Consider the following 12,139-nt stretch of genomic DNA (forward strand, 5'->3'; position numbering starts at 1 on the left):
GGCCCGGGGCGGACGCAAACGGCCCCGCGGTGCGGGGCCGAGTTCGTTTTCCGGTGGCGTGCCGGGGTGCGCGCTGGGAGCGTTGTGGCGTGCCGTGCGGCGGTCAGGCTGCGTTGGCGCGACGCATGCGACGGCGGCGCTCGGAGGCGCGCTCGTCCTCGTTCAGACCGCCCCAGGTGCCGTACTTCTCGGGCCGGGACACCGCGTAGTCCAGGCATTCCGTGCGGACCGGGCAGCCCATGCAGATCTGCTTGGCCTTGCGCTCGCGAATCTCGCGCTCGGGCTGGCGCTCGCCGTCGGGGCCGAAGAAGAGCACGAGGTCTTCCCCCCGGCACGCCGCGGCGTCCTGCCAGCCCCAGCTGGGACGAGGGAGGTTTGCCTGCCGACGTACCTGAGCCATGGAACACCCACCTTGATTGGTTTCGAACAATTTCGGGACATGGACGCATCGACGAGCTTCGGGTGACATGAGTCAGAAGCGCCGAATGTTCCAACGTCTGGAGTTGCCGCTCTGTTCCCCGCCCGGTTACTCCGGAAACCTGGGGCCGTGCGACAGGGAGACCCTCGAATGGGGCCTCCGAGAGATTACACGAGGGCCGCCTCGTTGAGAAGGGTGAGTTCCGTAACAGCGTAGGTTCTCAGGTTCTCCGCGCAGCCCGGACCGCACGCGGGCTGCTCGACGGCCTCCAGGTTGACCCGGTAACGGCTCTCCTGGACGGTGACGACCGCTTCGTAGCGGGATGTCCCAGTGACCGACTCCACGGTCACGGTGTCCAGTTCGAGGTTCCCGGTGTGCGCGCGGACGAAGTGCTCCGCGGCCTGCGCGGGCTCGGGGCAGCCCGCGCGCCCGCGCAGCCGGTCGAGCACGACCTCGCCGCGCAGGTAGCCGTCGACCGCGGCCGAGGCCTGGGCCTCGCCGAGGTCGCCGTAGTAGAGCCCGTGGGGAAGACATACCAGGTTCGCTGCGAAACGGTCACCGCCGACATGAGTGGTTTCCCAGACAAGCCGGTCAAAACGTTTGGCCAGGGATCGGGCCAGCGGCGCGCCCGTGCGCGCGCAGCAGGCGTTGCGCCGGCCGTGCGTGCAGACCAGCAGCACCGGTTCGGCGAGCCGTTCGCCGAGCCCGGGGGATCCGCCGGCGGCGAGCGCGGCCAGGTCGAGCCCGGCCAGCTCGCGCGGATCGGCCAGCTCGCGCCCCTCGATCCACGCCTCGCGGCCGTGCGAGTACCCGGCGTAGACCTGGATCGGCGGGGTCGCCCGGCGGCGTCCGGGCCGCCGGATGAGCTGCGGCCGCACGCCGGCCGCCTGCGCGGCTCGCACGGCCTCGGCGACCGGGGCCGGCGCGTCCAGGTCGGCCACCCGCTCGGGCCACGGGCCCGGATGCTCGACCAGCAGCCAGGCGCGCGCCTTGGCGGTCGCGCTCGCCAGGCACGGCCGCTCGCCGGTGTGGCTTCCCGGGCAGTGCCCGCAGGCCTTCCCGCGCGTCAAATGACTCTCCCCCGGCCGCTCGTTCCGATCTTCGATGATTAGGTAAGGGTAACCTAAGCTATCGCCGTCAAACCAGCGTGGCCCCCGGGACACCAGAGTAATTCGGGGTGTATTGGGGCGGTTCGTGGGTGTCTGTGAGCCCTGTTACCCCGAACCGGGACGTCAATGCGGCGCGGTGCGGGGCAGCAGGGACTCGGCCGCGGGCAGGGCGGCGGCACGGTCGGCGGGCACCAGGCCGATGCGGGTGCGCCGATCCAGCAGGTCCCCGGCGTCCAGGGCGCCCTCGTGCAGCACTCCCCATGCCAGCTCCACCCCGAGCACCGGTAGCCCCGGGACGACCGGCTCCAGCAGCGCAGGGTCGTCCTTCGCCAGCGCGGCCAGCAGCGGCGCCTCCGTTCCGTAGCGCTGGACGAGGCGCTGCGGCGCGTCCAGCGCGTCCAGCCGGGCGCGCGGGGCGGCGCCCACCAGCGGCAGCGAGGCGGTGCGGCTCGGGCCCGCAGACAGGCCGCGGCCCCGCACCACGGCGTCGACGGCGTCCTCCGCCATCCGCCGGTAGGTCGTCAGCTTCCCGCCGACGATCGTGACGACGCCGTCCCGCGAGGTCAGCACGGCGTGCCGGCGGGACAGGTCGGCCGTTGCGCCGTCGCCGCCGTCCAGCAGCGGGCGGAGCCCGGCGAACGCGCCGAGCACCTCCGAGCGCCGGACCGGCACGTCCAGCGCCGAGCCCAGGATGTCCAGCAGGAAGCCGATCTCGCCGGGCGTCGGCTCCGGCACGTCGGGGATCGGGCCGTCCGCCGGCTCGTCGGTGAGCCCCACGTACACGCGGCCGTCGCCCTGCGGGATCACCAGCATGAACCGGCTGGTCGCGCCGGGGATCGGGACGTGCATCCCGGCGGACAGCCCGCGCAGCGACTCCGCGCGCAGCACCAGATGGGTGCCCCGGGACGGCCGCAGCCGCACCCCGTCCACCAGCCCGCCCGCCCAGACCCCGGCCGCGTTGATCACCGCGCGGGCCCGGACCGCGAACTCCCGCCCGGTGACCTCGTCGCGGACGAGCGCGCCGTCGCCGGTCAGCCCGACCGCGCGGCAGCGGGTCAGGATCCGGGCGCCGTGCGCGGCGGCGGTCCGGGCGACGGCGGTGACCAGCCGCGCGTCGTCGGCGAGCTGCCCGTCCCAGGACAGCAGGCCGCCGCGCAGCCCGTGGGGGCGCAGCGCGGGCGCGAGCCGCAGCGTCTCCACCGCCGACAGCCGGCGCGGGCCGGGCAGCACCGAGCGGGGCGTGCGGGCGGCCAGCCGCAGCGCGTCCCCGGCCAGCAGCCCCGCCCGCGACACCAGCGCCTGCGACCGCGACACCAGCGGCGTCAGCGGCAGCACGAACGGCAGCGCGCGCACCAGGTGCGGCGCCGTCCGGCACATCAGCACGCCGCGCTCGACGGCGCTCTCGTGCGCCACGTCCACCTGCCCGGACGCCAGGTAGCGCAGCCCGCCGTGGATCAGCTTGGAGCTCCACCGGGAGGTGCCGAACGCCAGGTCGTGCGCGTCGATCGCGGCGACCGACAGGCCGCGGGACGCGGCGTCCAGCGCGGCCCCGGCACCGGTCGCGCCGAGCCCGACGACCAGGACGTCCACCACCTCGCCGGGCAGGGCGGCGAGTTCGCGTTCGCGGCGGCCGGCGTTGAGCGACGAGCGGAGCGGTGCGGGGAGGGGGGTCACGGCGCGAGCATCCTCTCCAGGATGTGCCGGAGTTCGGCGTCGAAGGCGTCGGGGGCGAGCTCGGGGTCGGCCCCGTCGATCACGATCTGCGCGGACAGCCCGAAGGACTGCACGACCAGCAGCAGCGCGCGGGCCTGCCGGGCGGGGTGGCCGGCGCGGATCGTCCCGTCGGCGTGCCCGGCGGCCAGCGCCTCCTCGAAGAGCGCGAGGAACGCCTGCTGGCTGGCGCCGCAGCGGTCCAGCAGGTAGGGCAGCAGCGCCTCGGGGTCGACCTCGACGATCTTGCGGAGCAGCGGGTGGTCGCGGAACGTGCGCACGCCGGTGACCAGGCCCTCGACGAGGCGGGGCCGGACCGGGCGGCCGTCGTCGGGGGGCTGCACCGCGGTGCCGATCGCGGTCCACTCGCGGGTCATCAGGTCGGCCACGATCGTGCGGACGTCCGGCCAGCGCCGGTACAGCGTCATCCGGGAGACCCCGGCGCGGCGGGCGATGTCGGTGAGCGTGGTGCGGCGCACCCCGACGGCCAGCACGCAGTCGCGGGCGGCGTCCAGCACGGCGTCGTCGGCGGTCCGGACCGCCGACCTGTTGTGACGATTCGACGTCATGTGTCACAGTGTAAGCCCACCGGGACCGGTGCACGGAGACGCGGTGCCGGGAGAGCCGTCGAAGGGGAGGCGCCGTGACGATCGGGACGGGGCGGACGCGCGACATGCTGTGGAGCGGCTGGGGCGACCCGGCCGGGGCCGCGCCGCTGCCGGAGGCGGCGGTCGTGCTGCTGCGCGACCTGCTCGGAGTGAAGACCGGCGACGCCGCGCCCGTCGCCCTCGCGGAGATCGAGGTCGCGGAACCCCGGCTCACCGGGGACGACCTGGCCGCGCTCGCCGGAGCGGTGGGCGCGGAGCACGTCCGGACCGGCGCCGAGGCGCGCGTCCGGCACACCCGCGGCAAGTCGACCCCCGACCTCATGCGCATCCGCGCCGGCGAGACCTCCGACGCGCCCGACGCGGTCGTCCTGCCCGGCTCCCACGAGGAGGTCCTCGCCGTGCTGCGGGCCTGCGCGGCACGGCGGATCGCGGTCGTCCCGTTCGGCGGCGGAACCTCGGTGGTCGGCGGGCTGGCGCCCGAGGGGGTGGGCGCGTTCGTCGCGCTCGACCTGCGGCGGATGGACGCCCTGGTCTCGATCGACGAGGTCTCCCGCACGGCCGTCCTGCAGCCGGGCCTGCTCGCGCCCCGCGCCGAGGAGCTGCTCGGCGAGCGCGGCTACACGCTCGGGCACTTCCCGCAGTCGTTCGAGTGGGCGACGATCGGCGGGTTCGCCGCCGCCCGCTCCAGCGGCCAGGCGTCCGCCGGATACGGCCGGTTCGACGACATGGTCGTCGGCCTCACCGTCGCCACCCCCGAAGGCACGCTCGACCTCGGCCGGGCGCCGAAGTCGGCCGCCGGGCCCGACCTGCGCCAGCTCGTCCTCGGCTCCGAGGGCGCGTTCGGCGTGATCACCTCGGTGACCGTGCGGATCAGGCCCGTCCCGCCGGAGAAGGCGTACGAGGGCTGGCGGTTCGCCTCGTTCGCCGACGGCACGGCCGCGCTGCGGCGGCTCGCCCAGGACGGGCCGCTGCCGGTGGTGCTGCGGCTGTCCGACGAGACCGAGACCATGATCGGGCTCGCCGATCCGGCCGCGATCGGCGGCGGCTCGTCGGCCGCCGGCTGCCTCGCCGTCCTCGGCTACGAGGGCACCGCCGAGGAGATCGCCGAACGCCGCGCCCGGACCGCCGTCGTCCTGCGGGAGGCGGGCGGCGAGCCGCTCGGCGCCGAACCGGGCGACAAGTGGGCCCGCGGCCGGTTCAACGCCCCCTACCTGCGCGACTCGCTGCTCGACGTCGGCGCGTTCGCCGAGACGCTGGAGACCGCCGCGTTCTGGTCCGCCATCCCGGACCTGTACGAGGCCGTCCGGTGCGCGCTGATCGGCACGCTGTCCGGCGCGGGCACGCCGCCGCTGGTCATGTGCCACATCTCGCACGTCTACCCGGCGGGCGCGTCGCTGTACTTCACGGTCGTCTCCGCGCAGGGCGAGGACCCCGTCGCGCACTGGGACCGGGCGAAACGGGCCGCGTCCGACGCGATCGTCGACGCGGGCGGGACGATCAGCCACCATCACGGTGTGGGCACCGATCACCGCGACTGGTACGCCCGGGAGATCGGCCCGCTCGGCACCGACATCCTGCGGGCCGTCAAGCGGCGGCTCGACCCGGCCGGGATCCTCAATCCCGGCGTCCTCGTCCCGCCGGCCGCCGGGGAGTAGCCGCCATGACGCACCAGACGCCCGGGACGCCGCAGCGCGCCTTCACCGCGATCGTCAACCCGGCCGCCGGCGGATCGGCGTCCGCGTCCTCGCTGATCCCGCTCGCCCGGCTGCTGCGCGAGGCGGGCGCGGAGGTCGCCGTCGAGTACAGCCGCGGTCTGGAGCACGCGCACACCCTCGCGCGGGACGCCGCCGAGTCCGGCCGGGTGGTGCTCGGCGTCGGCGGCGACGGCATGATCGGCTGCGTCGGCGGCGCGCTCGCCGGCACCGGCGCGGTGTTCGGCATCGTGCCGGCCGGGCGCGGCAACGACTTCGCCCGCCAGCTCGGCGTCCCGTCCGACCCGGACAAGCTCGCCGCGCTGCTGCTGGACGGGGAGCCGCGCGCGGTCGACGTCATCGAGGCCAACGGCACGCCCGTCCTCGGCAGCGTCTACGCCGGGGTGGACGCCGTCGCCAACGCCAACGCCAACAAGACGCGGCTGCTGCGCGGGTCGGCCGCCTACTACGTCGGCGCGCTGCGCGCGATCGTGTCCTGGCGGGCGGCCGACTACCGGGTGATCGTGGACGGCGAGGAGCACCGCCGCGAGGGTTACACCGTCGTCGCCGCGAACTCCGGCTACTACGGCTTCGGCAAGCACATCGCGCCGGACGCCCGCGTGGACGACGGCCTGCTCGACGTGGTGCTCATCCGGCACGCCCCCCGGACGCTGTTCTTCGCGGTGATGCGGGAACTGGCGGACGGCACCCACGTCCGGCGGCCCCAGGTGGAGGTGCTGCGCGGCCGGGAGGTGCGGATCGAGCTGGCCGGGCCGCCCGGCCGCACGCTGCCCTACGGCGCGGACGGGGAACTGCCCGGCGTGCTGCCGGTGACCGCGAAGGTGATGCCCGGAGCGCTCCGCGTCCTGGCCCCGTAACGGCCGCGTCCGGCCCCGCGGAAATGCCATCTGACCAGGGCGAATGCGATGTGCCCGGGTTTTTTGGCCCCTCGTTTGGGGCGGTTTACGCGCCCATTACGGCCCTCCGTATAGCGTCAATTACGTCCCGCTTTCGGGACCTTGGGGCCGTCTGTGGAGGCATCATGAGAAGGCGATCACTCGCCGTTCTGGGGGGACTCATGATGGCCACGGGCGCCCTCCGCGTGGTGGCGCCGGCGTCTCTGGGGGTGGCGCCGGCGCCCACCACGGTCGGGTTCCGGCTCGGCCCGGCCCGCCCCGTCCCGATCCGGAGCCTCACCGCGCCCGCCCCGCGCGCTTTCGTTCGCCCCGCGGCGCCGGCGGCCCGCCTCTAGGCTGAGCGGGTGCGCACCCTCCTCAACCTCATCTGGCTCGTGCTGTCCGGTATCTGGCTCGCGCTGGGCTACGCCCTCGCCGGGATCATCTGCTGCGTGCTCATCATCACGATCCCCTTCGGCATCGCCTCGTTCCGGATCGCGATGTACACGCTCTGGCCGTTCGGGTACACGGTGGCCCGCCGCGCGGACGCCGGCGCCGGCTCGGCGATCGGCAACGTCATCTGGCTGATCGTCGCGGGCTGGTGGCTCGCCCTCGGGCACCTGTTCACCGGCATCGCGCTCTGCATCACGATCATCGGCATCCCGTTCGGCATCGCCAACTTCAAGCTGATCCCGATCTCGCTGCTGCCGCTCGGCCGGGAGATCGTCCCGTCCGACGACCCCCGCCGCTTCGGCGCCGCCTGAGCACCGTCCGGCGATACGGGCTCGGCGCCACGCGGCGGCGTTGCTTGACGGCCGAGATCGCCTCCGGACAATCTGTGCACACCCCCTCACTCCCGCCGGAGGCCCCCCGTGTGCGCCGAGCAAGCCGCCGCCCCCGAGAACTCCCGCGTGTCCGAGGCGGGCGCGGGGTGGGCGTGCCGCAAGCCCGGCACCTTCTGGGACCTGCTGCCCGAGCGCGTCCCCGACTTCTCCTGGCGCCGCCCCAAGGTGCTGTGGCGGTCCCGCAACGACGTCGTCGCGCGGCTGTTCGGCGACCCGTCCAACGCCATCCGCCGCCGAGCGGTGGCCGCGCTGCGGGAGCGCGGGACGCCCGCGGCGTTCACCGTCCACCGCTCCGAGCCGGAGTTCTCGTTCATCGTCATGGGCGACACCGGCGAGGGCGACCGGTCGCAGTACGCCGTGGTGCCGCCGCTGCTGCACGCCAGCGCGGGCACCGACTTCATGGTCGTCGCCAGCGACGTGATCTATCCGACCGGTGACGCGGCCGACTACCCCGAGAAGTTCTACCGGCCCTACCGGGACTATCCCGCGCCCATCTACGCCGTCCCGGGCAACCACGACTGGTACGACGGGCTCCGCGGCTTCCTGCACGCCTTCTGCGGCCTGGACGCCGAGTGCGCGCCCGACTGGCAGGGGCCGCTGGCGTTCGTCCCGCGCCTGTTCTGGCGCCGTTCCGGAAAGGTCGACCGGGAGGGGCTGGCCGAGGCGCACGCGCTCTACCGGGGAGCCCCCGGCCAGCAGGCCGTCCAGCCCGGGCCGTACTGGGCGATCGACACGCCCTCCCTGCGCATCGTCGGTATCGACACCGGGATCACCGGCGGCATCGACCGCGAGCAGGGCGAGTGGCTGCGCGAGGTGTCCGCCGGGCCCAAGCCCAAGATGCTGGTCACCGGCAAGCCCCTGTACGTGGACGACGAGCACCACCCCGGGCCGATCGAGGGCGGCGGGACGGTCGACGCGATCGTCCGCGACCCGGCGCACCATTACGTGCTCGCGGTCGGCGGCGACATCCACAACTACCAGCGCTACCCGGTGAAGGTGGACGCGGACGGGCGCGTCATCCAGTACCTCGTGGCGGGCGGGGGCGGCGCGTTCATGCACGCGACGCACACGATCCCGCGCGCCGACGTGGTGGAGGAGAAGGACTTCCGCTGCTACCCGCTGCGGGGCGACTCCCTGTCCCGCTACAGCCGGCTGTACGGGCGCTGGCTGCGGATGCCGGGGCTGTTCGACCTCACCCCGGAGGAGGCCACGGCCGTCATCCGGTCGCGGACGGGCATCGAGCCGGGACGGGGCTACGACGGGCTCGAGCCGTCCCGCCGCGCCCGGTTCGTGGCGTTCGTCCTGGGCGTTCCGCGCGGCGGCCGGCGCCGTTCCCGGTTCCTGCGGCTGCCGGTGCGCCGGATGCCGCAGCGGTTCCGCTCGGAAATGGCCGACTGGGACAGCCCGCCGTTCTTCAAGAGCTTCCTGCGCCTGGACGTGACCGAGTCCGCGATCCGGATCCGCTGCTTCGCGGCGACCGGCTGCGGCGACCAGGAGACCGCGCCGCCGGTCGAGGACGAGGTGACGATCCCGTTGCGCTGAGGGGCGCCGCCACCGGCGGATTGGAGAATTCGCCAGATATGTCGACAAAATACGTCGTGTCGCCCCCCGACGTGCCGGAATGCCGTTACAGTCTCAGCTCACCGCACAGGTGACCGGTAACGGGCGGTCGGCCGGAGAACGACCGCGTCCACAGGAGAGCGACTCGATGAGCTACCCCCAGCAGGGTCAGGGCCAGCCTTACCAGCAGCAGCAACAGCAGCAGCAGGGCTACCAGGGCGGCTACGCGCCGGCACAGCAGCAACAGCAGCAGCAGGCCGTCGCCCGCGGCACCGGCCAGAACATGAAGCGCCGCAACCCGGTCGGCGCCTGGCTCGGCCTGCCGATCATCACCCTCGGCATCTACGGCCTCGTGTGGACTTTCAAGGTCCACGACGAGCTCTACAAGTACGACCAGCGCACCGGCGACGCCGCCACCAACGCGCTGCTTTCGATGATCTTCGGGTTCATCACCCTCGGCATCTGGCCGCTGGTCATGTGGTGCAAGCTCGGCGGCCGCATCGCCCAGGCGCAGCGCGCGGCGGGCCTGCCCGCCAGCTGCAGCGGAGGCATGGGCTTCCTGCTCGGCATCCTCGGCTTCGGCGTGCTGTACTACCAGATCCAGCTCAACAAGGTCGCCGACCGCTACGGCGACACCCCCGCGGGCCAGCAGGTCTCCCTCGTCGCGTGACCTGACCGACACCCCGCGAGGGGGCCGCGGCCCTGGCCCCCTGGAACGACCGGAACCCCCTCCGCCACCGCGGAGGGGGTTTTGTCGTGGGGTCGCGCGAGAATGGGGGCGTGAGGGTTGCGGTGGCCTCGGACGGCGCGGGCGGGGGCGCGCTGCGGCCGCTGGGGGAGGACGGCGCGCCCGCCGGGCCCGCGTACGCCGTCGCCGACCTGCTCGGCGAGATCGCCGCGCGGGAGCGGGCGGACGCGCCGCGGTGGGTGTGGGCGTCGACCGCGCGGCTGTATCCCCGGCTGCTGGAGGCGGGGGTGCGCGTGGCGCGCTGCCACGACCTGGAGCTGGTCGAGAACCTGCTGCTCGGGCACGCGGGCCGCTACGGGGAGCCGCGTTCGGTCCGTGCGGCCTCGGCGCGGTTGCGCGGGGAGCCGGTCCCGCCCGATCCGCCGCCCGCGCAGGAGGCGACCGCGCAGCCGTCGCTGTTCGGCGACGACGAGAAGCGCGCGGCGCCGGCCGACGACCTTGAGCGGATCGTCGAGGTGCACGCGGCGCAGCAGCGCGCCATCGCCGATCTGGGCGGGTTCGCGCTGCTGGCCGCCGCCGAATCGGCGGGGGCGCTGGTGGCCGCTGAGATGAGCCACGACGGGCTGCCGTGGTCGGCCGCGGAGCACGACGCGCTGCTCACCGAGCTGCTCGGGCCGCGCCCGTCCGGGGGCCTGCGCCCGCGCCGCCTCCAGGACCTCGCCTACCGGATCAGCGCCGCGTTCGGGCCGCGCACGCACGTCAACCCCGACTCCCCGGCGCAGATCATCAAGGCGTTCGCGACGGCGGGGCTGCCGATCCCGTCCACCCGCGCGCACGTGCTCAAGCGCGTCGACCACCCGGCCGTCCCGCTGCTGCTGGAGTACAAGGAGCTCGCCCGGCTGCACACCGCGCACGGCTGGGCGTGGCTCGACACGTGGGTGAGCGGCGGGCGGTTCCGGCCCGAGTACGTCGTGGGCGGCGTGGTGTCCGGGCGGTGGGCGACCAACGGCGGCGGAGCCCTGCAGATCCCGCGCGTGCTGCGCCGGGCCGTGGTCGCCGACCCCGGATGGTGCCTGGTCGTGGCCGACGCCGCGCAGCTGGAGCCCCGCGTCCTCGCGGCCCTCGCGGGCGACCGCGCGTTCGCCGACGCCGCGGCCCACGGCGACCTGTACGAGGCGTTGTCGGACTCCTTCCGCTCGGACGAGTCCACCGGCGGCCTGTCGGCACGCGCGAAGGCCAAGCTCGCGCTGCTGTCGGCGATGTACGGCGGCGGGACGGGCGAGGCCGTGCAGCTGCTCGGCGTGCTGAAGAGCCGGTTCCCCGACGCGTTCGAGTACGTCGAGGCCGCCGCCCGCGCGGGGGAGCGGGGCCGGCTCGTCCGCTCGCTGCTCGGCCGGACCTGCCCGCCGCCGTCGGCCGGCTGGCGCGAGCTGACGCTGGCCGCCGACGACGAGCGCGACCCGCCCGAGGCGCCGGCCGGCGGCGGGCGGCGGAACGCGACGCCCGCGCAGGCGCTGCGCAGCCGGGGCCGCTTCACCCGCAACTTCGTCGTCCAGGCCACGGCCGCCGACTGGGCGCTGGCCCTGCTGGCCTCGCTGCGCCGCCGCCTCACCGCGCTCGGCCCGCCGCGGCTGGTGTTCTTCCAGCACGACGAGGTCATCGTGCACGCGCCGGCGGAGCTCGCGGACGCCGTGACCGAGGCGGTCCGCGCGTCCGCCGAGGAGGCGCGGCGCCTGCTGTTCGGCGCCACGCCCGTCGTCTTCCCGATGGAGGTCGCGGTCGTGGACCGCTACGCCGACGCCAAGTGAGCGGCGAGCGCGCGGATCGTGTTCGCGGCGGCGAACGCGTGGCCCCGGGCGTTCAGATGCAGCTGGTCGGCGCTGTAGATGCCGGGGTCGGCCGCGACCGGATGGCCGGGCGGGTTGTCGACGTGGCAGGCGCCGTGCTCGGCCGCCACGCCGGCGACCAGGGCGTTCAGCCGCCGGGTGCGCGACGACATGACCTCGCGGTAGCGGGACGGCCCGAGCCCGGCGGCGGTGATGTCCAGCAGCCCGATCGTGACGACGTCCGCGCCGGCGGACCGGAACGCCGCGACCATCGCGGCCAGCTCGCGGCGCACCTCGTCCTCGTCGAAGTGCGGGCGGAGCATGTCGTTGCCGCCGGCCACCACGAACGCCAGGTCGGGCCCGAAGTCCAGCGCGGGGGCGAGCTGCTCCGCGCCGACCTGGGCGGCGATCAGGTCGCGGCGGCCGAGGTTGAGCGCGGCGAACCCGTCCGCGACCGCGCCGAGGGCCTCCTCGACGCGGTCGGTCCACGACAGGTCGCGGTATCCGGGCACCGGGTCCCGGACGCCCTCGGCGACGCTGTCGCCGATGGTCACCATCCTCTTCCAGGGCGCGTCGGCCAGCAGCGCGGCGGCTTCGGCGGCGGGCAGGACGGCCGGGTCCGTCCATTCGGTCAGCGTTACGGCCGGTGTGGTGTCGGTCATGTCGTCCTACCTTTTTCCTTGGGTCTGAACTGGTCGTTCGTAAGATCGGTGGGCCCGGGGGCTCTGGGTATGGCTGCCATGTAGTCGCCGTCCGATGGCTGAGGAGACTTGGCCGCCCAGAGCCCC

11 protein-coding genes are annotated in these 12,139 nt (G+C 74.5%); 6 read left to right on the forward strand and 5 right to left on the reverse strand.

The features are described from left to right. Positions 1 to 103: 103 nt before the first annotated feature. The 4 genes from QP089_RS43330 to QP089_RS43345 all read right to left on the reverse strand — a co-directional run bounded on the left by QP089_RS43330 (position 104) and on the right by QP089_RS43345 (position 3,806). On the reverse strand, positions 104 to 400 hold the full coding sequence (locus tag QP089_RS43330; protein WP_021600082.1) for a WhiB family transcriptional regulator: 297 nt from the start codon (positions 398 to 400) through the stop codon (positions 104 to 106). Positions 401 to 585: 185 nt separating this feature from the next. Beyond that, positions 586 to 1,488, reverse strand: a complete 903-nt coding sequence (locus tag QP089_RS43335; RefSeq protein WP_285920384.1) for a sucrase ferredoxin — start codon at positions 1,486 to 1,488, stop codon at positions 586 to 588. A gap of 162 nt (positions 1,489 to 1,650) precedes the next feature. After that, positions 1,651 to 3,201: a glycerol-3-phosphate dehydrogenase/oxidase gene (locus tag QP089_RS43340; RefSeq protein WP_285920385.1), complete on the reverse strand. Its 1,551-nt coding sequence runs from the start codon at positions 3,199 to 3,201 to the stop codon at positions 1,651 to 1,653. After that, positions 3,198 to 3,806: a TetR/AcrR family transcriptional regulator gene (locus QP089_RS43345; protein ID WP_285920386.1), complete on the reverse strand. Its 609-nt coding sequence runs from the start codon at positions 3,804 to 3,806 to the stop codon at positions 3,198 to 3,200. The genes QP089_RS43340 and QP089_RS43345 overlap by 4 nt, the downstream gene beginning before the upstream one ends. Before the next feature lie 104 nt (positions 3,807 to 3,910). Between QP089_RS43345 and QP089_RS43350 the strand changes: the two genes are divergently transcribed. The 6 genes from QP089_RS43350 (at position 3,911) to QP089_RS43375 (ending at position 11,333) form a co-directional block, all read left to right on the forward strand. Continuing rightward, positions 3,911 to 5,500: an FAD-binding oxidoreductase gene (locus QP089_RS43350; RefSeq protein ID WP_285920396.1), complete on the forward strand. Its 1,590-nt coding sequence runs from the start codon at positions 3,911 to 3,913 to the stop codon at positions 5,498 to 5,500. Positions 5,501 to 5,505: 5 nt separating this feature from the next. Beyond that, a complete protein-coding gene (locus QP089_RS43355; RefSeq protein WP_285920387.1) occupies positions 5,506 to 6,414 on the forward strand; it encodes a diacylglycerol/lipid kinase family protein in 909 nt (302 codons plus the stop codon). Positions 6,415 to 6,797: 383 nt separating this feature from the next. Continuing rightward, on the forward strand, positions 6,798 to 7,196 hold the full coding sequence (locus QP089_RS43360) for a YccF domain-containing protein (RefSeq protein WP_285920388.1): 399 nt from the start codon (positions 6,798 to 6,800) through the stop codon (positions 7,194 to 7,196). A gap of 108 nt (positions 7,197 to 7,304) precedes the next feature. After that, positions 7,305 to 8,819, forward strand: a complete 1,515-nt coding sequence (locus QP089_RS43365; RefSeq protein WP_285920389.1) for a metallophosphoesterase family protein — start codon at positions 7,305 to 7,307, stop codon at positions 8,817 to 8,819. 166 nt (positions 8,820 to 8,985) lie between these two features. Continuing rightward, positions 8,986 to 9,507: a DUF4234 domain-containing protein gene (locus QP089_RS43370; RefSeq protein WP_285920390.1), complete on the forward strand. Its 522-nt coding sequence runs from the start codon at positions 8,986 to 8,988 to the stop codon at positions 9,505 to 9,507. A gap of 110 nt (positions 9,508 to 9,617) precedes the next feature. Further along, positions 9,618 to 11,333: a bifunctional 3'-5' exonuclease/DNA polymerase gene (locus tag QP089_RS43375; RefSeq protein WP_285920391.1), complete on the forward strand. Its 1,716-nt coding sequence runs from the start codon at positions 9,618 to 9,620 to the stop codon at positions 11,331 to 11,333. Here QP089_RS43375 and QP089_RS43380 read toward each other — a convergent pair. Beyond that, positions 11,315 to 12,013 carry an SGNH/GDSL hydrolase family protein gene (locus QP089_RS43380; protein WP_285920392.1) on the reverse strand — a complete coding sequence of 233 codons (699 nt, stop codon included), beginning with the start codon at positions 12,011 to 12,013 and terminating at the stop codon, positions 11,315 to 11,317. The two genes, QP089_RS43375 and QP089_RS43380, sit on opposite strands and share 19 nt — an antisense overlap. Positions 12,014 to 12,139 lie beyond the last annotated feature (126 nt).

The sequence above is a fragment of the Actinomadura opuntiae genome (genome assembly GCF_030283205.1).
GTDB lineage: Bacteria > Actinomycetota > Actinomycetes > Streptosporangiales > Streptosporangiaceae > Spirillospora.

Excerpts from the sequence above, each read along its gene's own strand:
- QP089_RS43330 (WP_021600082.1), bottom strand. The coding sequence starts at position 400 with ATGGCTCAGGTACGTCGGCAGGCAAACCTCCCTCGTCCCAGCTGGGGC.
- QP089_RS43345 (WP_285920386.1), bottom strand. The coding sequence starts at position 3,806 with ATGACGTCGAATCGTCACAACAGGTCGGCGGTCCGGACCGCCGACGAC.
- QP089_RS43350 (WP_285920396.1), top strand. The coding sequence starts at position 3,911 with ATGCTGTGGAGCGGCTGGGGCGACCCGGCCGGGGCCGCGCCGCTGCCG.
- QP089_RS43355 (WP_285920387.1), top strand. The coding sequence starts at position 5,506 with ATGACGCACCAGACGCCCGGGACGCCGCAGCGCGCCTTCACCGCGATC.
- QP089_RS43370 (WP_285920390.1), top strand. The coding sequence starts at position 8,986 with ATGAGCTACCCCCAGCAGGGTCAGGGCCAGCCTTACCAGCAGCAGCAA.
- QP089_RS43380 (WP_285920392.1), bottom strand. The coding sequence starts at position 12,013 with ATGACCGACACCACACCGGCCGTAACGCTGACCGAATGGACGGACCCG.